This window comes from Devosia sp., from assembly GCF_017307495.1.
Taxonomy (GTDB): domain Bacteria; phylum Pseudomonadota; class Alphaproteobacteria; order Rhizobiales; family Devosiaceae; genus Devosia_A.
In genome coordinates this window covers 1-24,067 of the sequence record NZ_JAFKHE010000005.1, presented here as the reverse complement: position 1 = coordinate 24,067, position 24,067 = coordinate 1, and the positions used below count along the sequence as shown (strand labels likewise).

At 66.2% G+C, this 24,067-nt stretch carries 22 protein-coding genes; 6 read left to right on the top strand and 16 right to left on the bottom strand.

What is annotated here, in order from left to right:
* Positions 1-217: 217 nt before the first annotated feature.
* From J0I99_RS00150 to J0I99_RS00135, 4 genes are all read left to right on the top strand, one after another.
* Positions 218-868, top strand: a complete 651-nt coding sequence (locus tag J0I99_RS00150; RefSeq protein ID WP_291395044.1) for an NAD(P)-binding oxidoreductase — start codon at positions 218-220, stop codon at positions 866-868.
* On the top strand, positions 868-1,614 hold the full coding sequence (locus tag J0I99_RS00145; protein WP_291395042.1) for a phosphotransferase: 747 nt from the start codon (positions 868-870) through the stop codon (positions 1,612-1,614). The genes J0I99_RS00150 and J0I99_RS00145 overlap by 1 nt, the downstream gene beginning before the upstream one ends.
* 46 nt (positions 1,615-1,660) lie before the next feature.
* Positions 1,661-2,905 carry a DNA polymerase IV gene (gene dinB / locus J0I99_RS00140; protein WP_291395040.1) on the top strand — a complete coding sequence of 415 codons (1,245 nt, stop codon included), beginning with the start codon at positions 1,661-1,663 and terminating at the stop codon, positions 2,903-2,905.
* A gap of 237 nt (positions 2,906-3,142) precedes the next feature.
* Positions 3,143-4,627, top strand: a complete 1,485-nt coding sequence (locus J0I99_RS00135) for an MDR family MFS transporter (RefSeq protein WP_291395038.1) — start codon at positions 3,143-3,145, stop codon at positions 4,625-4,627.
* 223 nt (positions 4,628-4,850) lie between these two features.
* Here the strand turns inward: J0I99_RS00135 and ppa are convergent, their stop codons facing one another.
* Positions 4,851-5,384, bottom strand: a complete 534-nt coding sequence (ppa, locus tag J0I99_RS00130; RefSeq protein ID WP_291395037.1) for an inorganic diphosphatase — start codon at positions 5,382-5,384, stop codon at positions 4,851-4,853.
* A 110-nt stretch (positions 5,385-5,494) separates the two neighbouring features.
* Here ppa and J0I99_RS00125 point away from each other — a divergent pair, with 110 nt between their 5' ends.
* The gene (locus tag J0I99_RS00125; RefSeq protein ID WP_291389533.1) at positions 5,495-6,061 is read left to right on the top strand and encodes a hypothetical protein; all 567 of its coding nucleotides are present in this window, start codon (positions 5,495-5,497) and stop codon (positions 6,059-6,061) included.
* Here the strand turns inward: J0I99_RS00125 and J0I99_RS00120 are convergent.
* From J0I99_RS00120 to J0I99_RS00075, 10 genes are all read right to left on the bottom strand, one after another.
* Positions 6,058-6,375 (bottom strand): heavy metal-binding domain-containing protein, encoded by a 318-nt coding sequence (locus tag J0I99_RS00120; protein WP_291389536.1) that lies wholly within the window; start codon positions 6,373-6,375, stop codon positions 6,058-6,060. The genes J0I99_RS00125 and J0I99_RS00120 overlap by 4 nt on opposite strands.
* Before the next feature lie 5 nt (positions 6,376-6,380).
* A complete protein-coding gene (locus J0I99_RS00115; RefSeq protein ID WP_291389534.1) occupies positions 6,381-6,812 on the bottom strand; it encodes a TerB family tellurite resistance protein in 432 nt (143 codons plus the stop codon).
* A gap of 74 nt (positions 6,813-6,886) precedes the next feature.
* A complete protein-coding gene (locus tag J0I99_RS00110) occupies positions 6,887-10,225 on the bottom strand; it encodes an error-prone DNA polymerase (RefSeq protein ID WP_291395035.1) in 3,339 nt (1,112 codons plus the stop codon).
* Positions 10,222-11,943, bottom strand: coding sequence for a DNA polymerase Y family protein (locus J0I99_RS00105; RefSeq protein WP_291395033.1), 1,722 nt, complete (start codon positions 11,941-11,943; stop codon positions 10,222-10,224). The genes J0I99_RS00110 and J0I99_RS00105 overlap by 4 nt, the downstream gene beginning before the upstream one ends.
* Entirely contained in the window at positions 11,831-12,685 is an 855-nt protein-coding gene (locus tag J0I99_RS00100; protein WP_291395031.1) for a hypothetical protein, read from the bottom strand. The genes J0I99_RS00105 and J0I99_RS00100 overlap by 113 nt, the downstream gene beginning before the upstream one ends.
* A gap of 127 nt (positions 12,686-12,812) precedes the next feature.
* Positions 12,813-13,304, bottom strand: coding sequence for a chemotaxis protein CheW (locus tag J0I99_RS00095; protein WP_291389955.1), 492 nt, complete (start codon positions 13,302-13,304; stop codon positions 12,813-12,815).
* A gap of 54 nt (positions 13,305-13,358) precedes the next feature.
* Positions 13,359-15,614 (bottom strand): chemotaxis protein CheA, encoded by a 2,256-nt coding sequence (locus J0I99_RS00090; RefSeq protein ID WP_291395028.1) that lies wholly within the window; start codon positions 15,612-15,614, stop codon positions 13,359-13,361.
* Positions 15,615-15,660: 46 nt separating this feature from the next.
* Positions 15,661-16,026: a response regulator gene (locus J0I99_RS00085; protein ID WP_291393971.1), complete on the bottom strand. Its 366-nt coding sequence runs from the start codon at positions 16,024-16,026 to the stop codon at positions 15,661-15,663.
* Positions 16,023-16,313 carry an STAS domain-containing protein gene (locus tag J0I99_RS00080; RefSeq protein ID WP_291393967.1) on the bottom strand — a complete coding sequence of 97 codons (291 nt, stop codon included), beginning with the start codon at positions 16,311-16,313 and terminating at the stop codon, positions 16,023-16,025. The genes J0I99_RS00085 and J0I99_RS00080 overlap by 4 nt, the downstream gene beginning before the upstream one ends.
* An 87-nt stretch (positions 16,314-16,400) precedes the next feature.
* Positions 16,401-17,417, bottom strand: coding sequence for an enoyl-CoA hydratase/isomerase family protein (locus tag J0I99_RS00075; protein WP_291395026.1), 1,017 nt, complete (start codon positions 17,415-17,417; stop codon positions 16,401-16,403).
* 44 nt (positions 17,418-17,461) lie between these two features.
* On the opposite strand from J0I99_RS00075, the gene J0I99_RS00070 reads away from it, so the two are divergent.
* Positions 17,462-18,805 carry an NAD(P)H-dependent oxidoreductase gene (locus J0I99_RS00070; protein WP_291395024.1) on the top strand — a complete coding sequence of 448 codons (1,344 nt, stop codon included), beginning with the start codon at positions 17,462-17,464 and terminating at the stop codon, positions 18,803-18,805.
* Here the strand turns inward: J0I99_RS00070 and J0I99_RS00065 are convergent.
* The 5 genes from J0I99_RS00065 to J0I99_RS00045 form a co-directional block, all read right to left on the bottom strand.
* Positions 18,802-19,785 (bottom strand): zinc-binding dehydrogenase, encoded by a 984-nt coding sequence (locus J0I99_RS00065; RefSeq protein WP_291395022.1) that lies wholly within the window; start codon positions 19,783-19,785, stop codon positions 18,802-18,804. The genes J0I99_RS00070 and J0I99_RS00065 overlap by 4 nt on opposite strands.
* A 67-nt stretch (positions 19,786-19,852) precedes the next feature.
* On the bottom strand, positions 19,853-20,986 hold the full coding sequence (locus J0I99_RS00060; protein WP_291395020.1) for an ABC transporter permease: 1,134 nt from the start codon (positions 20,984-20,986) through the stop codon (positions 19,853-19,855).
* A complete protein-coding gene (locus tag J0I99_RS00055) occupies positions 20,983-21,936 on the bottom strand; it encodes an ABC transporter ATP-binding protein (protein ID WP_291395018.1) in 954 nt (317 codons plus the stop codon). Before J0I99_RS00055 ends, J0I99_RS00060 begins: the two co-directional genes overlap by 4 nt.
* Positions 21,933-22,880 carry an HlyD family efflux transporter periplasmic adaptor subunit gene (locus tag J0I99_RS00050; protein WP_291393958.1) on the bottom strand — a complete coding sequence of 316 codons (948 nt, stop codon included), beginning with the start codon at positions 22,878-22,880 and terminating at the stop codon, positions 21,933-21,935. Before J0I99_RS00050 ends, J0I99_RS00055 begins: the two co-directional genes overlap by 4 nt.
* Positions 22,881-22,890: 10 nt before the next feature.
* A complete protein-coding gene (locus J0I99_RS00045) occupies positions 22,891-23,556 on the bottom strand; it encodes a TetR/AcrR family transcriptional regulator (RefSeq protein WP_291395016.1) in 666 nt (221 codons plus the stop codon).
* Between the last annotated feature and the right edge of the window lie 511 nt (positions 23,557-24,067).

The following is a 24,067-nucleotide window of genomic DNA, read 5'->3' as shown; positions in this document are numbered from 1 at the left end:
TAGGCCCAAAACCCCGATCGGCCGGCGAGGCGTGAGCCTCATTCATTCTGCGGACTACCGCGAGGGGCAAAGGCCCCGCCGGCCCGTTCGCTTCATCCCCGCAAAGGGGATGGCTCTTTGACAAACTCCGAAGCCGCAGGGCTGTCGGACAAATCAGCACGCCCGGCACTTGCCCGCCCGCTGCGGGTGAGGCACGCTTGCCGGAAGGGAGGACTGCATGCGCGTCACCGTCATCGGCGGCTCGGGCCGTACCGGCCGGCTGGTGGTCGAAAAGCTGATCGCCGCCGGACACACCCCGGTCGCCACAATCCGAAATGCGAAACACATGGCCGAACTGGTCAAGCTCGGCGCCGAGGTGCAGCTGGTCGAGCTCGACACGTCGGAGTTCGACGTTATCGTCAACGCCATCAAGGGCTCCGACGCCGTGGTCTTCGCTGCCGGCTCGGCCGCGGGCGAGACCAGCGAGCTCGACCGCAAGGGGACGCTGCGCACCGTGCGCGCCGCCGAGAAGGCCGGGGTAAAGCGCTACGTCTCGATCTCCTCGATCGGCGCTTCCACCGGGCTCTCGACCCGCGCCATGGACGCCGAGATGAAGGACTACTACCGCCAGAAGCGCGCAGCAGCAAAGCACATCGCCGGCTCCAGCCTCGACTGGACCATCGTCGAGCCGGGCGAGCTGACCGATGGCGCGGGCACCGGGTATGTCACGATCAGCCGGCACGCCATCGACGCGGAATCGGTGCCGCGCGCGGACGTTGCCACGGTCGTCGTGGCCGTCCTCGCGGAGCCCAGGTCGATCGGCACGGCGCTACAGCTCACCCGTGGAACGCACCCCATCGCCGCCGCGCTGAAGTCGGCGCTCGGCTGATGGGCGAGATCGGCGCGCGGCTCGGCGCCGGCAAGGTGGCCGAGGCGTTTGAGTATGGCGCGCATTTGCTGAAACTCTACCGCGATCCGGGGGCCCGCTCGACCGCCTTCGCCGAAGCCGCGATCCTTGCCATCGTCGGCGACCACGGCCTGCCGGTCCCGGAAGCCTTCGGCGCCGGCCAGTACCTGGGACGCTGGGGCCTCGTCATGTCCCGCGCCCCAGGCCGACCACTCGCCGAGCTTGCGCGCGCCGACCCGAAGATGGTGCCGGCGGCGCTCGATGCCATGGCGGCGCTGCACCTTGCCATGCACGCCGCGGTGGAACGGCGGCTTCAGCCGCTGAAGCACCGCCTCGCCGACCGCCTCGGCACGGCCCCCGGGCTGGACGATGCCGTGCGGCACCGCCTGCTCGGCCGGCTCGCCACGCTCCCGGATGGCCATCGCCTCTGCCACGGCGACTTCCATCCGTACAACATCATCGGACCGCCCGGCGCGGCGGTGATAATCGACTGGCCCGATGCCACCTCGGGTCCGCCCGCCGCAGATGCCTGCCGCTCCTACCTGCTGCTGCTGCACGGCGCGCCGCCGCTCGCCGATCCCTATCTCGTTCGCTACGTCGCGATCTCGGGCCTCGCTCGCGCCGACATCCTCGCCTGGCTGCCAATCCTCGCCGCCGCCCGCCTGTGCGAGAATGTACCCGAGGAGGAGGCGCGCCTGCTGCAACTCGCCCGGTCGGTCCTCGCTTGACAAGACTCGACGTATGTTCACTCTATGTTCTCCTTCGGAGCATAGCATGGACCGCGCCACCATCCTGCACGCCGACCTCGATGCCTTCTATGCCTCGGTCGAGCAGCTGCTGAACCCGGACCTGCGCGGCAAGCCGATCGCGGTCGGCGGCGGCGTGGTGCTGGCTGCCTCATACGAGGCCAAGGCCTTTGGCGTCCGCGGCGGGATGTCGGGCTGGGCGGCCCGGGAGCTGTGTCCCGACCTGATCTTCACCGGCGGCCACTTCGAGGAGTACCAGCGGCTGGGCGATGCGGCGATCGCCATCCTCTCCGACTACACCCCGCTGGTCGAGCGCATCTCCATTGACGAGGCCTTCGCCGATGTCGCCGGCTGCGAACACCTGTTCGGCTCGCCCGAAGCCATCGCCCGCACCGTTCGCGCCCGGGTCCGCCAGGAGCTCGGCCTGCCGATCTCCGTCGGCGTGGCGCGCACCAAGCACCTGGCGAAGGTCGCTTCGCAGGTAGCCAAACCCGACGGGCTGGTCGTCGTCGACCCCGCTACCGAACTGGATTTCCTCCATCCCCTGCCCGTCTCGCTGATGTGGGGCGTCGGTCCCGTCACCGAGGGCAAGCTCGAGGACGAAGGCATCCTCACCATCGGGCAACTGGCCGAAAAGCGGGTCGACTGGGTGCAGCGCATCCTCGGCAACGCCGCCGGCGAGAAACTGAGCGCGCTGAGCTGGAACCGCGATCCGCGCCTGATCATCACCCACCAGCGCGCCCGCTCCGCCGGGGCCCAGTCGGCACTGGGCCGAAAGCCGTTCACCGAGGCGATCTGGCGTCCCACCCTCGGCCACCTCGCCGACCGCATCGCCTCGCGGCTGAGGGCGAAGTCCTGGTTCGGCTACACGGTCACAGTGCGCGTGCGTTTTCGCGACATGAGCGCGGTTACCCGCTCGATGAGCATCGATTCGCCCGTCGCCGCCACCGCCAGCCTCGCCGAAATCGCCTCGGACCTGGTGCGCGTGGTGCGTGCCGATCACCCCGACCAGCACACCATCACGCTGCTCGCCATCTCGGTCGCCCACCTGGTCCACAACCCTCTGCTGCAGCTCGAGCTGCCGCTCGGGCTTGATGACGAAGCCCGTCGCACCGGCAGCCGTCAGGGACGAGCGAGGCTGGTGGCGGACGGCGCCGTGGACAAGGTCCGCGGACGCTTCGGCCGGGACGTGATCGGCTATGGCTCGGCCATGCTGGAGACGTCGCGCACCGTCCCAGACGCCTTCCGCGGCCTCGCCGAGAAGCCGCTATGAGCCGGCTCCCTGCACTCCTGCGACTGCGGCGCCGGCGTCCGGCAGAATTTTCGACCGGCCGTGTCGATCCGAGGCCCGCCGGAACGTCGTATCTGCAACCGGGCAGCACTGCGCCGGCAGGATCTGACGCAGCCGAAGCGCAGATGACTCTTGCAAAACGAGTCACTGGTCTTGGGTGCCCAACTATGCAATACACCCGCCCCCATTCAATACTCTCGCTCAGAAAGCAGGCCGCCCATGACTAGCGAAGCCCTGAACGATCTTCCGTCTGCCGCTGCGGCCCCGATCGACTCCTCGACTGCCGCGCGCAACCGTCTGGTCATCGCGCTGCTGCTCGTCTCGACCTTCGTGGTCTTCCTCAACGAGACGATCATGAGCGTTGCCATTCCGCACCTCATGGGCGATCTCGGCGTCACCGCCAGCGCGGCGCAGTGGCTGACCACGGCGTTCCTGCTCACCATGGCAGTGGTGATTCCGGTCACCGGCTTTCTGCTGCAGCGCATCAACACGCGGCCGATCTACATCCTCGCCATGTCGATCTTCTCGGTCGGCACCCTGGTCTGCGCGCTTTCGCCGGGCCTCGAGCTGCTGGTCTTCGGTCGCGTCATCCAGGCGACCGGCACGGCGATCATGATGCCGCTGCTCATGACCACGGTGATGACGCTGGTGCCGCCGGAAGCCCGCGGCAAGACGATGGGGAACATCTCCATCGTCATGTCGGTGGCGCCTGCCATCGGCCCGGCGATCGGCGGCTTCATCCTCAACAACCTGGAATGGCGGTGGATCTTCATCCTCGTGCTGCCGATCGCTATCGCGGCGCTGATCCTGGGCGCCGTGCGCATCAGGAACGTCTCGACCACGCGCTATGCCCCGCTCGACTATCTGTCGGTGGTGCTGTCGGCACTCGCCTTCGGTGGCCTGGTCTATGGCATTTCGAGCCTGGGTGAGGCGGCCGGCGCCGAGCCCGTCCTCCCGGCCTGGGTCCCGATCGCGATCGGGGTGGTGGCCATGATCCTGTTCGTTGTGCGCCAGGTTGCGCTGCAGCATCAGGACAAGGCGCTGCTCGACCTGCGCACCTTCAGTTCGAGGAACTACACGATTTCGGTGGTGATGATGGCGGTCGCCATGATGAGCCTGTTCGGCACTGTAATCCTGCTGCCGCTCTACCTGCAGAACGTGCTTGGGCAGGACACCCAGACCATCGGCCTGATGCTGCTCCCGGGCGGCCTCTTGATGGGCCTGCTCGGACCTCCGGTCGGTCGGCTCTACGACCGGCTCGGCCCGACCCCGCTCCTCGTGCCCGGGACCATCATCGTCGCGGCCGTGCTGTGGCTGCTGACCCTTGTCGACCAGAACACCTCGATCTGGGCCATCCTCGCCGGTCACATCGCCATCTCGGTTGGCCTGGCGCTGGTCTTTACTCCGCTCTTCACCGCCTCGATGAGTTCGGTCGGCATGCGGTTCTACTCGCATGCCTCTGCCATTCTCGGTTCGGTGCAGCAGGTGGCGGGCGCGGCCGGCGTCGCGCTGTTCGTGGCGGTCATGACGGCGCAGACGGCTGCCCTCACGGCTGGCGGGCTGGCCGGCGTCGAAGCCTTGGCGGGCGGCATCCGCTCGGCCTTCCTGATCGGCGCCGTGATCTCGCTGCTCCCGATCATCGCCGCCTTCTTCGTGAGGAAGCCCCCGGCAAATCCGGAGATGGCGGGCTTGGGCGGTCACTGAGCGCACGCTTCACGTGAATCAGCGGGCGTCGGAGATCCCTCCGGCGCCCACCTGCATCCCGGGGATGGGCAAGAAAGGCGAAAGGCGCTCGACCCTTTCGGGGAGCGCCTTTCTTTGGGGCCGGAACCAGGCTGCCGGGAGGGAACAGCGCCCGGTCAACCGACCGTTGACCGATATATGTGATCGGCTTTGTCGGGTTTCAAGGGACCGCCCGCGGGTGGCCCTACTTCGCCGCCTTCGCCCGCTCGATCGACTCGAGAATCACCGCCCGGGCCTCGGCAACGGTGCCGAGCTTCTCGATCTTGGCCCACTTGCCCGGCTCGAGGTCCTTGTAGTGGGTGAAGAAGTGCTTCACCCGCTCGAGCTGGATCGGCTGCATGTCGGTGATGTCATGGATGCCGTCGTACATCTTGGTCAGCTTGCTGACGGGAACGGCGAGAATCTTCTCGTCCTTGCCGCCATCGTCTTCCATGAACAGCACGCCGAACGGCCGGCAGCGCACTACGGCGCCGGGCACCAGCGGGCGCGAGTTCATCACGATCACGTCGAGCGGGTCGCCGTCGCCGCACAGCGTGTGCGGAACGAAGCCGTAGTTCCCCGGATAGCGCATCGGCGTGTAGAGGAAGCGGTCGACGAACAGGGCGCCCGAGGCCTTGTCGATCTCGTACTTGATCGGCTCGCCGCCCAGCGGCACCTCGATGATCACATTGAGGTCGTCGGGGGGGTTCTTGCCGATTTCGATCGCGTCGATATTCATGGTTGTTGCCTTGAGGGAGAAGGTTCGGGGCGCTTTTTGGCCCATCGGGGGCCATGATTGCAAGGCATGGCTGCGCGGGACGCCCATGCGAGGCTCTAGGAGGACCTGCCGTGATCGGCCGTATTTTTGCCAGTGGGCTGAGTGTCGCTGTCGTCCTGACGGGGGCCGCCACGGCCCAGCAGATCGAGTCGAGCTACACCGACCTCGACCTCAATGTCGACTGCACGGTGATGCAGTCGGACGATTTCGGGTCGACCTGGGCCTGCGCCGGTCTCAAGGGCATGCCGGTGATGGTTGCGGAGGGCGATCTGAGAATGTTCGTCTCCTACGGCCTTACCTCGACCACCGAGAAGGCCGCCAAGCAGACGCTCCCGCCCTTCAATCGCCTGGGCGACAGGATCGAGTGGCGCGTCTCCAATGCCGAGGGCCACTGGAAGCCCTTCGCCACGATCCTGCGTGTCTTCACCCGGCGCGAAGGCACCGAGACCGAGGGCCAGGTCCTGGTCGTGACCAAGCTCGCCCCGGGCGCGACCTGCCACATCGCCTATGTCGATGCACTGGCCAACCCGGACGCCAACGACCTCGCCCGCAAGGCGGCGGACGAGAAGGCCAGCGATTTCGACTGTGACAAGGACGAGCCGGAGTTCGTCGGTAAGTTCGAGGCCTGGGAGCGCTAGAGGCGCACCGCCGTGCCCGATACCGACACCATCAGCATGGAGCCACCCTGTCCCACCACCTCGTAGTCGATATCGACCCCGACGATCGCATCGGCGCCGAGCCTTTCGGCTTCCGCACGCAGCTCGGCGAAGGCTTCGTTGCGGGCATCCCTGAGCGTGCTTTCGTAGGCGCCGGCGCGGCCACCGACGATGTCGCGGATACCGGCGAAGATATCCTTGAAGATGTTGGCACCCACGATCACCTCGCCGGTGACGATGCCGAGATAGTCCCGGATCGGGCGACCCTCGAGCGTGGGGGTGGTAGAAATGACGATCATGTTCAGGCCCTTGCCATCTGGCTGCGCAGCACGGTGCGATCCCGTGCGGAGACGCCGATCAGCTCGGCAATGCGCCACACCATGTTGTCCTCGAGCTCGTGGTTGCGCCTGTCGGCGAACACCACCTGCCACATCATCCGGATGATCTCGAGTTTCTCGCCGTTGTCCAGCGAAGTGAGCGCCGAAGTGAAGCGATAGAAATCGACCGACTCTTGGTCCTGCCGCGTCGCCTCGACGATGAGCTTCTTCACCTCGCCCTCATTGAGCCCGTAGTAGTCCATGAGCGTGCTCTCGAGCGCCTGGCGTTCGGCTTCGGTCACCTGGCCGTCGATGGCCGCGAGATGCACGAGCAGGGCGGCCACGGCGAGCTTGGGCTCCATGCTGAGCATGGTCGCATCGGGGCGAGAGAATATGGAGCGCAAGGCGTCGAACATGGGCTTCCTCTGTGTCTTGAGGGAGAAAGATAAGGTCTGCCGACACTCCGCGGAAGTGGGGTCCGGGGTCGCAGCTAATGGAAGTTGCGGCCAGAGGGCAGCGCGGCCCAGGCCTCGCGCCGCAACTGTTCCTGGCGCTTGAGCTCGCCTGCATCACGGCCCGGTTGTGGACCGCGGCGGCCCTCGTCGCCATGCGCAAGGCCGGCAGTGCCGATGTCCAGCCCCTGGGCGAGATCGATCAGGCGGGGGGTAAAGTCGGTGAAGCTGCGCGAGACGAGATGGGTCACAAGGCCCTCGCGTTGCAGTTGGCCCCTTACAGCAAGCAGGCGCGAACCGAGGACTACCCGGCGGTTCTGGTCGAAGGTCTTGTTCCACACGATGATGTTGGCAATGCCGGTCTCGTCCTCGATCGTCATGAAGATAACGCCGCTCGCGGTGCCGGGCTGCTGGCGAACCAGCACCAGGCCGGCTGCCTCGACGATGGCGCCATTCGGCCGATCGCCGAGGTCGGCACAGCGCAATGTGCCGCGCCGGTCGAACTGCGGACGAAGGAAACCGACAGGGTGTCCCTTGAGCGACAGGGACAGGGTGCGATAGTCGTGAACGACGGACTCGCCGGGGGCCATGGAGGGCAGGTCGGCCTCCGCATCGTCGGGCTTGGAGTCGCGCTTGCCGATCGCAAACAGTGGCAACTGCTCGGCACCGGCTGAACCGTGGAGCCCGCGTACGATCCACAGCGCTTCCCGTCGGTTCACCCCAAGCGAACCGAAGGCATCGGCTTCGGCTAGCTTCTCGAGCGTTGCGACCGGAATGCCGGTCCGCAGCCAAAGATCGCGGATGGAGGCATAGCCCTCGCCACGCCGGGCAATGATCAGGTTGGCGTGATCCTGCTTCAGCCAGACGACCTGCTTCAGGCCAAGCCTGATGGCGCGGTTTGACCAGATGTCGTCGCGCATCTCGGCATGCTGCTTGGCGATGCGATCCCGGGCCTCGAAGCCGGACTCGAGCACATGCGCATAATCGGAGCGGTTGATGTCGGCGGGCCGAACCTCGACCCCATGCTCGATCGCGTCACGAACGATCTGCGCCGGAGAATAGAACCCCATCGGCTGGCTGTTCAGCAAGGCGCAGGCAAACACATCGGGGTAGTGGCACTTGAACCAGCACGAGGCATAGACGAGGAGCGCGAACGAAGCCGCATGGCTCTCGGGGAAGCCGTACTCGCCGAAACCCTGGATCTGGGAGAAGCATCGCTTGGCGAAGTCCTCGGGGTAGCCGTTGCCGATCATGCCGGAGATGAACTCGTCGGCGAACTGCGCCAGCTTGCCATTGCGTTTCCAGGCGGCCATGGCGCGGCGAAGCTGGTCGGCCTTGCCGGCGGAAAAGCCCGCGCCGACGATGGCGATCTGCATCGCCTGCTCCTGGAACAGCGGAACCCCGAGGGTTCGTCCAAGCACGGCTTCAAGCTCCGGCTTGGGGAAGCTGACCTTTTCCATGTTCTGCCGCCGCTGCAGGTAGGGATGCACCATCCCGCCCTGGATCGGGCCGGGCCGCACGATCGCCACCTCGATGACGAGATCGTAGAACTCCACCGGCTTCAGACGTGGCAGCATCGACATCTGAGCCCGGCTCTCGATCTGGAACACTCCGATCGTGTCGGCGCGATGCGTCATGCGGTAGACCGGCGCCTTGACCTCCGGCTGGGCTTCTTCCGCCATCAGGTCGGCCAGCACCAGGTCGCGGCCATAGTGCTGATGCAGCAGCTCGAACGAGCGGCGCAGGCAGCTCAGCATGCCAAGCGCCAGGATATCGACCTTGAGGATGCCGAGCGCGTCGATGTCGTCCTTGTCCCACTCGACGATGGTCCGGCTCTCCATGGCGGTCTTGGAGATCGGCACAAGGCTTTCGAGCGAATCGCGGGTGATGACGAATCCGCCCACGTGCTGGCTCAGGTGGCGCGGGAAGGACTTTAGCGCCGAGATGACGTTGAACATCTGGGTCAGGGTGGGATCGTCGGGATCGAGATTGAGCGTCCTGATGCCCTTGAGGTCGGCTGCACTGCCCCAGCCCCAGTGCATTTGGTTGAGTGCTGCGATGGTGTCATCGGAAATGCCGAATACCTTGGCGGTTTCGCGGATCGCGCTCTTGGAGCGGTAGGAGATGACGGTCGCGGTCAGTCCGGTGCGGGCGCCGCCATATTTCTTGTAGACATACTGCATCACCTCCTCGCGTCGCTCGTGCTCGAAATCGACGTCGATGTCGGGCGGTTCGTTGCGCTCGGTGGAAAGGAAGCGGCCGAACACCAGGTTGACCTTGTCCGGGTCGACTTCGGTGATGCCCAGGCAGTAGCAGACGGCCGAGTTTGCCGCCGAGCCGCGTCCCTGGCAAAGGATGCCGCGCTCCTCGCGGGCATAGCGCACCACGTCCTGAACCGTGAGGAAGTAGGAGGCGTATTTCAGCTCGTCGATGAGCTTCAGCTCGCTGTGCAGGCTGGCTTCGACCTTGTCGGGAATCCCTCGGGGGTAGCGTCGTTTCGCGCCATCCCAGGTCAGTCGCACGAGCGTTTCCTGGGCCGTCTCCCCGTTTCCGATCGTCTCGGTGGGGTAGTTGTACTTCAGCTGGTCGAGGCTGAATTCGATCCGGCCGAGCAGCACCTGGGTCTGGGCCAGGGCCTCCGGATGCTCCGCAAACAGCCTTGCCATTTCATAGGCAGATTTGAGGTGGCGCTCGGCATTCTGCTGGAGGCGCCGGCCCGCGGTCTCGAGCGTGAGATGCTCGCGGATGCAGGTCACCACGTCATGGACGATCTTGCGGCCCGGCTCATGGTAGAGCACGTCGTTCACCGCAAGCAGCGGCACGCCGCATTCTCCCGCCATGGTGGCGAGGCGATTGAGTCTCGCCCGATCCGTCCCCTTGAAGGTGCAGGCGGCGGACAGCCAGACGTTGCCCGGCGAACGCCCGGCGAGCCGCATCAGGACCTCGCGCGAATGCGCCCAGCGCGTCTCGTCGCATTGCACGATGAGCAGCTGGCCCTCGATGAACGCCTCGAGGTCGGACAGCTGGATCAGGCAGCTGCCCTTCTCGGTTTCCTTGCGCAGGTTGCCCCGGCTGAGCAACCGGCACAGCCGTCCGTAGGCTTCGCGGTCAGACGGATAGGCAATGATGTCGGGCGTGCCGTCGGCAAAGCATAGCCGCACCCCGACCACGTAGCGGAAATCCGGCGCTTTTTCCTTGAGGTCCCGATGCGCGACATAGCCGCGAACCACTCCGGCAAAGCTGTTGCGGTCGGCAATCCCGATTCCCTTAAGGCCCAGGGCGATAGCCGCCGAAACCAGCTCCTCGGGATGTGAGCCGCTCCTGAGGAACGAGAAGTTCGAGGTCGCCATCAGTTCGGCGTAGGCAGGCGCGCTCATGAGAAGAACCCGTGCAGGAACCAGCGCGGAGCCTCGGCTGCGCCATAGAGACCGATGCGGAAGATCCAGAACCGCCGTCCGCCATCGTCTTCGATGACGTAATAGTCGCGCACCACCGTCATCGGATCGAAGGCTTCGAGCTTGGAAACGTGCTCCTCAGCCGGTTTGGGCTGCCGGGTCGACGTGGCCTGCTTGGGATCGTCGCGCGGGTCCCGCCTCTTGTCCTCGCGACTCGGGGGTTGCAGCATCTCCAGGCTCTTGCCCGTGCGCCACCACTCGGCCTCGATCCGCTCCGGCCCGGATGCCTTGAGGACGCGATAGGCAATGCGCCGCCAGATCATGCGCATCGGCGGCCCGTCCGGTACTTCGGCAAGCACGGTGACCGGTTCGGGCGCCGGCAGCAGCCGCAACGGCCTGACGAGGTCTGGATCTGGGCGCGCCTGAGGATCGTCGGCAGTGCGGGCAATCACCGGCTCGAGCCGGATCGAGAGCTCCGGGATATGGGTGTTGACGAACTCGCTGCGCGTCAGCGCCAGCGGCCCCAGTCGGCTGGCTATGCGATCGTAGAGCCGATCGAGGTCGGCGGCGCCGTCATGCACCTCGAAGGCGCCGAGCTGGGTGCTCTGCACCTCCGACACCGAACTGGCCGCCAGCCGGATCATGTCGATGCCGAAGCCGGCGTCATACTCTCCCGCCAGCCGTTCCGACCTGTGCACGAACAGCTGGGCAATGTGGTCGGGGTCACGAGTGGCCCGAGCCGCATTGATGCTGAGGCTGATCACCTTGTGGTCGACGCGATAGAGCATCAGGTGGAAGCTCTGCGCGCCAAGCGATTCCGCTTCGAGGCGCAAGCCGAGCTGGATGGCGAGATCGCGCGCCGTCATCAGCACGTCGTCCATGTAGCCGATCGGCTCGGCAAAGCGCCGATCGACGAAGAACTCGGCCATCGGGACGCGGGGAGTGACCCGCTCTTCCACCATGCCCAATGCCTGGTCGAGCCTCAGCGTCAGCGTAGCGCCGAACCTGGCCTGCAGGGCGCGGCGATCTCGGCCATATAGCTGGCCGATCTGCTTGAGGCCCATCTGGTTGAGACCAGCCACCTGCTTCTCATCGAGCCGCAGGGCGACAACTGGAAGCTTCGCGAGCGCCTCCTCGATCTCATCGGACGCAACAATTCGTCCGGGCGAGAAATGGGCAAGGGCCCAGGCCGCCCCCACCGTATCGGCAATGGCTCCATCGACGCGATAGCCCAGCTTGCTCAGCCGGCCCACGACAAGGACCAGCATCCGCTCCTCGCCGCCGAACAGATGCGATACCCCGGTAATGTCGAGAACAAGGTCGCCATAGGGGGACATGGCGTCATGCACGGCAACGATCGGGCTGGCATTGGAATGCCAGTCGGCGAAATCGGCGAAGGCCTGCTCGAGCAGGCCATGGTCGATCTCGCGTACCTCGAGACCGGGAACCAGCGCCCGCGCATCGGAAAGGTTCTGTCCTGCCGTGAGGTTGGCCGCCGCAGCCGTGGCATCGACGGCGGCAAGGCGCATCCCACCCTTGATCTTCTCCCACAGCACGAGTGGCCGCCCCGAGCGGGCCAGCCCAGGATCAACTCGCTTGAGATAGTCGGTCGCCCAGCGTGGGAGCGACAGGCAGAGGTGCCGCCGCCGGTCGCGCTGACGTTCCGAAACGCTCCACAGGTTCGACTGAAACGAAACCATTTCCTGTCCAGTCCAGAAGCAGACGCCGGCCCTCGGCTTGCTGCGATTTCTCGCCGAGACGCCCCTTTTCGATTTCGACCACAAAGCGGGGCGGACCAGGCGCACGGGGATCGAAGGGCCTCTCCCCGCTTGCAGCCGGCGTGATGCGCCAGCGCAGCTTGGCGGCGCTAGCCTCGCGGCCGCGTCCGTAGCGCATGAGATAGACCGAGGTTCCGGCCGCCGCAGCCCGCAGGCTCAGCCGGCGTGAAACGGTGAAATCGAGCGCCTTTGGATGGCTTGCGAGATCGGTGACCACTGCAGCGATCGCCCTGCAGGCGATAGCCTCCTCCATCGCCCACAGCAGCTCGGGCACGGACGCAATCCTGCCGATTACCAGTGCATCGGGGTCGAGCCCGAACTGCAGCAGTCCCGGCCCGAACGGCAGGCCCAGTTCCTGCGTCTCTCCGATCAGCTGGAGGTAGAGGATCGCCTGCCGTCCGGCGCTGATGAGCTGGCGCGCCACCCCCAGGGTGAATCCGAGCGCCGCCCCCGCGTGTCGCGGCTCGTCGGCAAACACCTCGTGGAGCAGCCCGGGCGGTGCGGCGAGCAGGGCCAGGGGATCCGCCGCTCCCGGCTTCGAAACGCCTGCCTTGCCCATGCGTTGCGCGACCAGAGCGGCACCTTCGGCAAGCACCGGGCGCTTTTCCAGGGCGGCGATTTTCCGCCTCAGCGCGTCGAGATGGTGGCTTTTGAGGCCCGGCATCTGAGCCTCCTTGTCCTTACGAGAACAAATAGAGAACACCAGAGTCCGGCAAGGAGTCAAGCAGCAGGGAGTCGAAAAGCAAAGGCCGCCCGGTGGGCGGCCTCGTGGATCGTCAATGCGGTCGGCCTCAGCTGTCGAGCTTCGAGCTCGCACCGGAAACCACGGCATGCAGGTCGATCAGCCCGACCATGCGGCTGTCGTGCGTCACGATGCCGTTGAGCAGCTCGGTGTCGATCGAATTGCCCTCGGGCACGTTGTGGATGTCATCCTTCGAAACGGTGAGGATGTCGCTCACCGCGTCGACCAGGATGCCGACCCATTTCTCGCCAACCGACATCACCACGACGACGTGGTTCTTCGTCGGCGAGGTCTGGCCCTCGCCGAAGCGGGCGCGCAGGTCGAAAATCGGCACGATCGTGCCGCGCAGGTTGATCACGCCGCGTACGAACTCACGCGTGTTCGGCAGCGGAGTGGCGCCGTTCCAGGCGCGGATCTCGCGCACCGTGGTGATTTCGACCCCATAGGTCTGCTCGCCGATCGAGAAGGCGATCAGCTGCATGCTGTTGGCGGCCTGCACCGCGCCGCCCGAGATGTCGTCCTTGAATGCCAGAGCTTCCATGCTGTTCTGCCTTTCCTGCCGACCTTCTGGCCGACTCCATATGTGCCGGCGCGCCTAGGCCGCGCTCTTGTGATTCAATGCCTGTGACTTGAGCCCTTGCACGTCGACGATCAACGCGACGTTGCCATCGCCCAGGATCGTGCCGCCGGCGATGCCCTCGATCGACTGGAAGTTCTCTTCCAGCGATTTGATCACCACCTGCTGCTGGCCGATGATGTCGTCGACGATCAACGCCACCTTCACCCCGCCCTCAGCTTCGCACAGGACGACGAACCGATTGTCGCGTTCGATCTCCGTGCCCATGGCGAAGCGGGTCGCCAGGTCCACGACCTGCACGTATTCGCCGCGCACCTGCAGCACCTGCGCCCCGGTCGGCATGCGGGAGAAGTTGGCCCGCGCGCACTGGATCGTCTCGACGATCGAGCTCAGCGGGATGACGTACGGGCTGCCCGCGACCTTCACCAGCATCACGTCCAGCACGGCGAGCGTCAGCGGCAGGCGCAGCGTCATGCGCGTACCCTTGCCGGTCCAGCTCTTCACGTGCACGGAGCCGCCGATCTTCTTGATGTTGGAGAGGACGACGTCCATTCCCACGCCACGTCCCGAGATGTCGGAGACCTCGGCCGCGGTCGAAAAGCCGGGCGCGAAAATCAACTGGTCGATCTGCTCGTCGCTGAGTTGCTGCTCCGGCCCGACCACGCCCCGCTCGCGTGCAACCTGCAGAACGCGCTCGCGATTGATGCCGCCGCCATCGTCCTCGACTGCAATCAGGATGTTGCCGCCCGCCTGCTCGGCCGACAGTCGGATCACCCCGCCTTCGGCCTTGCCGGCGGCAACCCGCTTTTCCGGGCTCTCGATGCCGTGGTCGGCCGAGTTGCGGATCATGTGGGTGAGCGGATCGGAAAGTTGCTCGATGATCGTCTTGTCGATCTCGGTATTCTCGCCGATCGTCTCGAGCCGGATCTTCTTGCCTGTCTTGGCGGTAAGCTCGCGGACGAGGCGGGGCATCCGGCTGAACACGGTCTTGACCGGTTGGGCCCGGATTGACATCACCGAGTCCTGCAGTCCGCGCGTCGTCTGCGCCAACACCTCCAGCCCGCGCACCAGTTCCTGGTAACGGGCCCGCAGCGTTTCATCCATCTGCTGGGTGAGCATCGACTGGGTAATGACCAGCTCGCCCACCATGTTGACGACGCGGTCGATCTTGTCGAGGTCGACGCGGATCGACTGTACCCCGTTGCGCCGGTCCTCAGGGCCGCTGCGGCGATCATTGTCGCCCTCTGGCTCCTCGCTTGCGGTGGCCGACGGCTTGAGCGGCGCCGGCATCACCGGGGCAGCCGCCTTGAGCGCCGGTTTCATGCTCTCGGCCAGCTCGGCGAAGCTCAACACCGGCGCGGCTTCGGCACCGGGCGCCACTTCCGCCGTCTCGATGAGCTCGGCTGGGCTCGGTGCGGTCTCTTCCATGGTGCGGTCGAGCATGTCCTCGGCTGACGGCACCAGACCTCGCTCGATGGAGAGGTCGCAATTGCCCTCGACGAATTCGAACACCTCGGCGATCGTCGCTTCCGTCGCGGTCTCGGACCGGAGGGTGATCTCCCAGGCGCAATAGACCCCGAACGGCTCGAAGTCGGCCAGCGCCGGCACTTCATCCACCCTTGCGTTGACCTCGACGTCGCCGAGTGTCGCGAGTTCACGCAGCAGCAGAAGCGGGTCGTTGGCCCGCGCGTAGAGTTCGGAATGCGGCGTGAAACGGATGGTCCAGTGCCCGGTCTCCGGCGACAGCGGCGGCGCCTCGAAACTGTCATCGAGGACGGCGAGGTCGAAGGGTTCGGCAGCAAGCTCGTCCTCTGCTCCGGCAATGGTCACCATCACCGGCACGAAGTCGATGTCAAACTCCTCCATCGATTCGCTGCCCAGGTCGGGATCTCCGGAGGTGAGCGCGTCGAACTGGTGCTTCTCCTCGGCGCCGTAGCCCTCCGCGAGCTCGGTACCATCCCGGGCGGCCGCCACATAGTCGGCAACGATGTCGTTGGCCCGGATACAGAGCGCCGTCACCGCCTCGCTGAGCTCCACCCGGCCGTCGCGGACATGGTCGAGCAACGTCTCGTAGGCATGGGCAAAGCCGACCAGCCCGGAGAAGCCAAAGGCGCCGCCGCCGCCCTTGATCGAGTGGATGGCGCGGAACACGGCGTTCAGCCGGTTGCTGGAACGGTCCCCGTCCTCAATGGCGGCAAACTGCTCCTCGAGCTCGAGCAACAGCTCGGAGCATTCGTCGAAATAGGTTGCCTTGAAGTCGTCGAGGTCACTCAAAGTCTGAAACCCTTCTGGGTCTGGTCCCGTGCCGTTCGGCCGGTTGTCAATGGACGACGCGGTGGATCACCGAGATCAGCTTGTCGGGATCGAAGGGCTTGACGATCCAGCCGGTACCGCCGGCGGCGCGCCCCTGGTCGCGCTTATCCTGGCTGGTCTCGGTGGTGAGGATCAGGATGGGCAGGGAGTTGTGCATGCCCGAGGCGCGGACGTTCCTGATGAACTCGATGCCATCCATCACCGGCATGTTGATGTCGGTAATCACCACGTCGACGCTCTCGTTCTTGAGGACGTCGAGGCCCTGCTGCCCGTCTTCGGCCTGCAGGACCTCGAACCCGGCATTAGAGAGGGTATGATGCAGCATGGCGAGAATGGTTCGCGAATCGTCGACCGTCAGTACGCGCATGATTATCCTTCCAGAATACCGGCAAACTGGTTCCCGAGCCCTAGCCGCGCAACCGCGGCGAGGAAGGCCTCGCTTGGCTCGGAAACCGTGAAAGCATTGGTGTTGCGGCGCGCCGTCTCGGCAGCGCTGAGCAGCATGAACAGGGCGTTGGTGGCAACACGATCCACAGCCGCCGCCCTGACCGTTACCGGCCCCGAATCGAGGGCATCAACAAGTTCATCCCGGATCGGATCGAGCGCGTCGAGGTCGACGATCGCCGGCAAGGCGATGGTTCTGCTGCGTGCCTGGGCCATGAACTGGCTGCCCCCAACGGACTGGTCCGGCGCGAGCATCGGATGGAACGGTTTAGGAAGTGCTAAAATACGCCAGTTTCAGTCCCCTCAGGCGGCTGCGACGATGGCGGCAATCGTCGCCCGATCGACCTCCTCGAGCCGCCTCGGCTGCCACTGGGGACGCTGGTCCTTGTCGACCAGCACGGCCCGCACGCCTTCGGCGAAGTCGGGCATCCGCGACAGATGACGCGCGAGCCGCAAATCAAGTGCGAGCACGTCGGCGATGTCCGCCATTCCCCGTGCCGCGCGGTGGCTCGCAGCGATGGCGACCAGACTCGTCGGCGAGCGCTCCTGCAACGGCGCGAACTGTGCGTCCGCCCCAACCACCCGCATGATCTCACCGACATCGCCCCAGTCGACACGCGCGTATCGGTCAGCGGCGGCGCACCAAACGGCGTCGCTCGTCGGCACCATCTCTGCCTGCATCAAGGCAGCGAGTCCTGCCTCGACTCGCGGCCCATCCGCGGCGGCGGCAATCCCGGCTCGCACTGCATCGATCCGAGAGGGATCGATCGGGCAATCGGTGAGCCCCAGCGTGAGCGCATCGGCAACACCCACCGGCACCCCCGACATCGCGAAGGCCAGAGCCCGATGCAGCGGCGCCTTGGCGAGGATGAAGTTGACTCCCACGTCGCAAAAGAATCCGATCGCGGCCTCCGGCATGGCGAAGCGGGCCTCGGTCGTGGCGAAGCGGAACGTGCAGTGCCCGGCAATGCCGATGCCTCCGCCCATGACGATGCCGTGCACGAGGGCTACCGTCGGCTTGTGATAACGTGCGATGAGCCCGTTCATCGCGTATTCTGCGGCAAAGAACGCGTCGCCGCCCCCCGGTTGTCCGTCGATCACCGCTTGCCGGACGGCGCGCACGTCGCCCCCCGAGCAGAAGCCGCGCTGGCCGCGCCCCTCGAACAGCACGGCCCGGATCCCGTCGTCGTCACGCCACTGCTCGAGCGCCCGCGTGATGCCATCGATCATCTCGAGGCTGAGCGCATTGATCGCCTCGGGCCGGTTGAGGGCGATGATGCCCAGGTGGCCGTCGCGAATAACATCCAGCTGGCCGGTCATCTCTCAGGTTCCCATGTTGCCCCCCGGGTGGTAGAGCACCGCGCATGAAGCCCATCAACCCCCCAACCCCGCTCACCAACGTGCACCTGACCGGTATCGCCCGTGATCTCAGGGCGCGCGCTGAGGAAGGCCGGCCGATCCGCATTGGCGTCATCGGCTCGGGCGAGATGGGAACCGACCTCGTCACCCAGGGTGGCCTGATGCGCGGCATCGAGGTTGCCGCCATCGCGACGCGCCGACCCCACACCGCCCGAGCTGCCATGGCCATCGCCTATGGGGATGATGCTCATGCCGTCGAGGCCGACACGCAATCGAAAGTTACCGCCGCGATCGAGGCGGGCAAGATGGCCGTCACCTCGGCCGAAACGCTGGTGCAGAATCCGTTGATCGACGTGGTGATCGATGCCACGGGCAAGCCGGGTGTCGCGGCCGACTTCGACCTCATGGCAATGGAGCACGGCAAGCACCTGGTGATGATGAACGTCGAGGCCGACGTCACCATCGGCCCCTACCTCAAGCAGCAGGCCGACCGGCTCGGCGTCGTCTATTCGGTGGGCGCTGGCGACGAGCCGTCGAGCTGCATGGAACTGATCGAGTTCGCCTCGGCACTCGGCTATCGCATCGTCTCCGCCGGCAAGGGCAAGAACAACCCGCTCAACCACGACGCGGTCCCCGACGACTATCGCGAGGAAGCGGCGCGGCGGAACATGAATCCGCGCATGCTCGTCGAGTTCGTCGACGGGTCCAAGACCATGGTCGAGATGGCCTGCATCGCCAATGCTACCGGCCTCGTCCCCGACATTCCGGGCATGCATGGACCCAAGGCGGACCGCGACGACATGGTCAAGGTGCTGATTCCCAAGGCGGACGGCGGCATCCTCGACAAGAAGGGCGTCGTCGATTTCACCATCGGCAGGGGCGTTGCCCCTGGCGTTTTCGTGATCGTCGAGGCTGAGCATCCGCGCATCATCGAGCGCATGGACGATCTGCATGTCGGCAAGGGGCCTTACTACGCCTTCTTCCGCCCGTACCACCTGACCTCCCTCGAGGTGCCGCTCACCGCCGCGCGCATCATGCTCTACGGCAGGCCCGACATGGTTCCGCTGCCCAACCCGGTCGCTGAAGTCTGCGCCGTGGCCAAGCGCGACCTGAGGATGGGCGAGACTTTCGATGCCATCGGCGAGACCTGCTATCGCAGCTTCATCATGACCGTCGAAGATGCCCGCCGGCAGAATGCCGTGCCGGTTGGCCTGCTCGAGGGTGGCAAGGTCACTGCCCCGATCAGGAAGGGCGAACTGCTTACGCGCGCCAACGCCGCCCCCGACAAGACCACCCGCCTCTATGCCCTGCGCCAGCGCCAGGACCAGATGCTGGCCGCAACGGCCTAACCGAGCCTGCCCTCCAGCGCGATCTTGCCTGCCCGGCCGGCAACGTTGCTCGCTGCCGCCGCTTCTGCTGCCCGCTCGAGCGGAAACACGTCTGCGATCGGCAGCTTGAACTCGCCGCGCCCCGCCTTCTGCACGAACTCGACCAGCGCCGCGCGGATTTGCTCGGGCGTGTGGAAAGTCGAGGGTTTGGCGGCCCAGAAGCCTTTTACTGTCGCGCGCTTGAACAACAGGTTGTCGGCGTTGATCTGCACCGGCCGGCCGCTCAGCGCCCCGAACGAGATCAGCCAACCTTCGTCGGCGACAAGGTCCATCAGTTCATCGGAAGCCCGGCCCGCCACCGAATCGAGCGCCCGCCTGATCGGCGCGCCGCCGGTGATGGCGCGCGCCCGCTCCTGCCAGTCCGCGTGCTCGCTCGACACCGCATCGCCGATTCCCTCGGCCGCCAGTTCCGCCACAGCGGCTTCGCGCCGCACGATGTTGAGCACCCGTATGCCGCGTTCTGCCGCAAGTCTGGCAATCACCTTGCCGACAGCGCCATTGGCCGCATTCTGGACAATCCAGTCGCCGCGCGCGACCTGCAACTCTCCAAGCAGCCGCCAGGCGCTCAGCGGCATCGAGACCAATTGGCACGCGGTCGCGTCGTCGACGCTGGCCGGCACGGGCACCAACGAGGCCGCATCGGCGAGATAGTATTCCGCCCAGGTCGCGCTGCCGCCACCGGTCACGCGCTGGCCAGTATCGAGTCTGGTGACGCCCTCGCCCAGCTTCTCGACAATGCCCAGCGCCTCGGTTCCCGGCACATGCGGCAACTCGGGTTTGAAGCCATAGTGGCCGGTAACGATCATCAGGTCGTGGTTGTGAATCGGCGACAGCACCATTTGCACCCGCACCTGGCCGGGGCCAGGCTCGGGCAACGGGCGCTCCTCGACGCGCAGCACTTTGCGCGGGCTGCCGAATTCATCAAAGACCACTGCCTTCATCTCCGGCGCTCCAGACTGTTCCGGCGGCGTATTTTATACGGCAATCTGGCGGAACGGGGACAGGACCTCAGTCCAGCGTCTGCCGGTAGCGCAGCATGGCGATCACCGAGATGACGAGCAGGATGGCGGCCAGGGCCCAGAGCTCTCCCGTCACGTCACTGACGTCTCCGCCCTTCAGCATCACCTTGCGCACGATGCGCAGGAAGTGCGTCGCCGGCACCGCCTGACCGATCGCCTGGGCCCACCCCGGCATTCCCGCGAACGGAAACATGAAGCCAGACAGCAGGATCGAGGGCAATATTGTGAAGAAGCTCAGCTGCATCGCCTGCATCTGGCTGCTGGCGGCGGTCGAGATCAGGAACCCCAGCGCCAGGTTGACGACCACGAACAGGTTGAAGCCGAGGTAGAAGGCCCAGACACTGCCCTCGAACGGCACCCCGAACACCAGCCTGGCGGCAAGTAGGAATACGATGGTCTGCACGTAGCCGACGAAGACGTAGGGCAGGATCTTGCCCAGCATCACCTCGAGCGGCTTGACCGGCGTTGCGATCAGCATCTCCATCGTGCCGCGCTCGGTCTCCTTGACGATGGCGATGGCGGTGATCATCACCATGGTCATCGACAGGATGATGGCCAGCAGGCCCGGCACGATGTTGGTGGAGGTCCTGCCTTCCGGGTTGTACTCCCGATGCACCACCATGGAGAACGGCGCCGCGCCGCCGGGCGCGTTGGCCAGCGGCCCGCTCAGCGTCTCGGAAATCGCCACGGTGACAATGCCGCTGAGCGCCGCCACCGCGCCGCCCGTTGCGGACGGGTCGGAGGCATCGGCGGCAACGAGGACCTCCGGCCGGTCACCACGCATCACGTTACGCTCGAAATCCCGCGGAATGACGACGACGAAATTGGCGTCCCCGCGCCGCAGGGCCTCCTCACCTCCCCCGGCGCCCTCGACCGCCCCCTTGAAGTCGAAATAGCTGGAGTTCTGCATCCCGGCGATCACCGCCCGGGTGAGCGGCCCGTTGTCGTTGACCTCGACCAGCGTCGGCAGGTTGCGTGGATCGGAATTGATGGCAAAGCCGAACAGGAACAACTGGATGATCGGCAGCCCGATCATCATGCCGAAGGTGATGCGGTCGCGCCGCATCTGGATGAACTCCTTGTAGAGCACGGCGCCGAAGCGCCGGAACGAGAAGCCCATCATGAGGCGATCCTCGCCTGCGTCCCGGGCGCGAAATTGTCCCGCGCCCCGGCCATCAGGTAGATGAACGCCTCCTCGAGCCCCGCCACCTGCAGGCTCCACTGGTGCGTGCCCTCGGCCTTGAGCCGCTCGACTGTTGCCGCGAGTGCCGCCTTGTCGGTGCCCGAGACATGCAGCACGGTGCCGAACCGCGCCACCTGCTCGACGCCGGGCTCCCTGGCCAGCCGTTCGGCCAGCACCGCGAGATCGGGACCGGAGACGCGCCAGGTTTCCAGCCCCACCATTTCCGGGATCTTGCCCGAGGGGCCGTCGATCAGCTTCTTGCCGTAGGCGATATAGGTGATGAAGTCGCACTGCACGGCCTCGTCCATGTAGTGCGTCGAGACCAGCACGGTGACGCCGAGCGCCGAAAGGCGCCGAATCTCGTCCCAGAAGTCGCGTCGCGCCTTGGGGTCGACGCCGGCCGTCGGCTCGTCGAGCAGCAGCAGTTGCGGCTCGTGCAGCAGGCAGGCGGCAAGCGCCAGACGCTGCTTCCAGCCGCCCGAGAGCGAGCCGGCCAGTTGCCTCGAGCGGTCGGCCAGCCCGAGGTCGGCGAGCGCCCGGTCCACCCGCTCCCGACGCCGGTCCAGCCCGTACATGCGGGCGACGAAGTCGAGATTCTCGCGGATCGACAGGTCCTCGTAATATGAGAACTTCTGCGTCATGTAGCCGACCCGCTCCTTGATCTGGTCGGCCTGCTTCAGCACGTCGAAGCCGAGGCACGTGCCCTCGCCCGCGTCGGGGGTGAGCAGCCCGCAGAGCATGCGGATGGTCGTGGTCTTGCCCGACCCGTTCGGCCCGAGGAAGCCGTAGATCGCGCCCTTGGGCACGGCGATGTCGAAATGGTCGACGACGCGCTTGGGCCCGAAATCCTTGGTCAGCCCCCTGACGTCGATGACCAGCTCGGCGCTCATGGCAGCCGCTCCACGGTCACCGGCTGGCCCGGCGGCAGGCTGGCGCCGTCCAGCGTCGCCTCGACGAGGAAGCTCAGCCGCTGCCGTTCGTCGCGCGAATAGATCACCGGCGGCGTGAACTGCGGATCGGAGGCGAAGTAGCTCAGCGTCGCGGTCAGCCCGTCCGGGCAACCATCGCAGCTGACCGCCACCTGGTCGCCGAGGCGGAACTGGGGCCGCACCGGCTCGGGCAGGTAGAATTTCACCTTGAGCGCGCCTTCGGGGAGGATGGAGACCACCGGCGCCCCGGCTGCGACGACCTCGCCGGGGTCGAAATAGACGCGCTCGATCCGCCCGGCGGCCGGTGCCGTGACGGTGCGGTCGGCGAGGGTCCAGTTGGCCTGTTCCGCGTCGGCGCGCGCCGCCGCGAGGTTAGCCTCGGCCTGCTGCTGCTGCGCGTCGCGGGCCGGCAGCTCGGCCACCTTGAGCTGGGCCGAGAGCTGCTTGACCAGGGCTTCGGCGCTGGCGAGCGCCGCCCGGTCCTGGTCGTATTTCGATTGCGGGACCAGGCCCTCGGCCAGCAGCCTGGCGCTTCGTGCCGCAGTCTCGCGGGCAAGGCCAAGGTCGGCCTCGGCTTTCTGCAGGCTGGCCCGCGCCACGTCGAGCTCATCCGTCCGCCCGCCCGTGGTGAGGTTGGCGAGCGCCGCTTCGGCCGCCGCGACGCGCGCCTCGGCCGCCGCCAGCGCCGAGATCTGCTGGTCCTGCCTGAGTCGGAACAGCAGGTCCCCTTCCAGCACCACGTCGCCTTCCTTGACCGAGATCGTCTCGATCAACCCGCCGCTGGGCGGAGCCGCATAGACGTAGCGCGCCTCGACATAGCCGTTGTAGCGCGGCACGTCGGTCGCACCGAACCCGGGGATGACGATGGCGATGAGGCCGGTGAGCCAGGCGAGAAGGGCGTCCACGTCATGCTCCTCAGCTTGCCGACCAGGTCTTGGCGCTCGGCGGGGCACTCAGCCCGTCGAACAGGATGGTCAGGTGATTTTCGACCAGCTGGTCCATGTGCAGCGCGCCCGCGGGCATGATGCCGAAGATCTCGGCCATCGCGACGTGCAGCATCAGCGGTCCGATGATCGAGCGAATGGTGAGGGCGGGATCGACCTGGCGCAGGTAGCCGCGCTCGACGCCGCGCCGGATCACGCTCTCGATGGCCGGCAGGATCCGATCCAGCACTTCGCTGCGATACACCTGCGCCAGCTCGGGGAAACCGAGGACCTCGCGGAAGATCAGCTTAGGCATGGCGACGACCTTGGGATCGGCAAGTCGCGCGGCGAGCATCTTCATCACCATGCCGATGACGATGCGCGGGTCACCCTCGAAATCGTGCAGCGTTTGCAGCGCCGAATCGGCGATCGGCACGATGGCGCGCCGCACCAGCCCGCGCAGCAGCGCCTCCTTTGAGGGAAAGTAGAGGTAGACCGTGCCCTTGCTGAGCCCGGCATGCCGGGCGATGTCCTCGACGCGGGCGGCCGCGTAGCCCTTCTCGATGAACAGCGTGAGGGCCGCGTCGAGGACCTCGTCCGGCCGCGCCTCTGCGCGACGCCGGAATTTTGGCCCGCGCTCGCTTGGCGTATCGTGCATTCGGCTTCACCTGCTGGCGTCCTGTTGCATCACTAATAACCGACTGGTCAGTTATTAGCAAGGGTCCTTCCTGGATGAGACTTTCGGACGAGTCGCAGTGCTAACGATGACATCACGCAAGGCGAACGATGCCGGAGGTAACGTTATCGCGTCCCCCTGCGGCGGACCCCCGAGCGCGGCCGGCAACCGAACCTCCTGGTTGGCCGGCCGCTGCTTCGCAGCGCGCCGGCCGGCATAGCCCGCGCCATGACGCCGCTTGCCCGCCCGATTTGCGGCACACATGCGTTGTCCACCCCCGGCCGACGACCCGCGCGACGCAGCGAGGTGGGGCCGGGCGGGCAAGTGCCGGGCGTGCTTATGCATCCGACAGCCCTGCGGCTTCGGAGTTTGTCAAAGAGCCATCCCCTTTGCGGGGATGAAGCGAACGGGCCGGCGGGGCCTTTGCCCCTCGCGGTAGTCCGCAGAATGAATGAGGCTCACGCCTCGCCGGCCGATCGGGGTTTTGGGCCTA

What these genes read in the sequence shown, in the direction of transcription:
- J0I99_RS00150 (WP_291395044.1), top strand. Translation starts at nt 218, where the DNA reads ATGCGCGTCACCGTCATCGGCGGCTCGGGCCGTACCGGCCGGCTGGTG.
- J0I99_RS00145 (WP_291395042.1), top strand. Translation starts at nt 868, where the DNA reads ATGGGCGAGATCGGCGCGCGGCTCGGCGCCGGCAAGGTGGCCGAGGCG.
- dinB (WP_291395040.1), top strand. Translation starts at nt 1,661, where the DNA reads ATGGACCGCGCCACCATCCTGCACGCCGACCTCGATGCCTTCTATGCC.
- J0I99_RS00135 (WP_291395038.1), top strand. Translation starts at nt 3,143, where the DNA reads ATGACTAGCGAAGCCCTGAACGATCTTCCGTCTGCCGCTGCGGCCCCG.
- ppa (WP_291395037.1), bottom strand. Translation starts at nt 5,384, where the DNA reads ATGAATATCGACGCGATCGAAATCGGCAAGAACCCCCCCGACGACCTC.
- J0I99_RS00115 (WP_291389534.1), bottom strand. Translation starts at nt 6,812, where the DNA reads ATGTTCGACGCCTTGCGCTCCATATTCTCTCGCCCCGATGCGACCATG.
- J0I99_RS00110 (WP_291395035.1), bottom strand. Translation starts at nt 10,225, where the DNA reads ATGAGCGCGCCTGCCTACGCCGAACTGATGGCGACCTCGAACTTCTCG.
- J0I99_RS00105 (WP_291395033.1), bottom strand. Translation starts at nt 11,943, where the DNA reads ATGGTTTCGTTTCAGTCGAACCTGTGGAGCGTTTCGGAACGTCAGCGC.
- J0I99_RS00100 (WP_291395031.1), bottom strand. Translation starts at nt 12,685, where the DNA reads ATGCCGGGCCTCAAAAGCCACCATCTCGACGCGCTGAGGCGGAAAATC.
- J0I99_RS00095 (WP_291389955.1), bottom strand. Translation starts at nt 13,304, where the DNA reads ATGGAAGCTCTGGCATTCAAGGACGACATCTCGGGCGGCGCGGTGCAG.
- J0I99_RS00080 (WP_291393967.1), bottom strand. Translation starts at nt 16,313, where the DNA reads ATGGCCCAGGCACGCAGCAGAACCATCGCCTTGCCGGCGATCGTCGAC.
- J0I99_RS00075 (WP_291395026.1), bottom strand. Translation starts at nt 17,417, where the DNA reads ATGACCGGCCAGCTGGATGTTATTCGCGACGGCCACCTGGGCATCATC.
- J0I99_RS00070 (WP_291395024.1), top strand. Translation starts at nt 17,462, where the DNA reads ATGAAGCCCATCAACCCCCCAACCCCGCTCACCAACGTGCACCTGACC.
- J0I99_RS00065 (WP_291395022.1), bottom strand. Translation starts at nt 19,785, where the DNA reads ATGAAGGCAGTGGTCTTTGATGAATTCGGCAGCCCGCGCAAAGTGCTG.
- J0I99_RS00060 (WP_291395020.1), bottom strand. Translation starts at nt 20,986, where the DNA reads ATGATGGGCTTCTCGTTCCGGCGCTTCGGCGCCGTGCTCTACAAGGAG.
- J0I99_RS00055 (WP_291395018.1), bottom strand. Translation starts at nt 21,936, where the DNA reads ATGAGCGCCGAGCTGGTCATCGACGTCAGGGGGCTGACCAAGGATTTC.
- J0I99_RS00045 (WP_291395016.1), bottom strand. Translation starts at nt 23,556, where the DNA reads ATGCACGATACGCCAAGCGAGCGCGGGCCAAAATTCCGGCGTCGCGCA.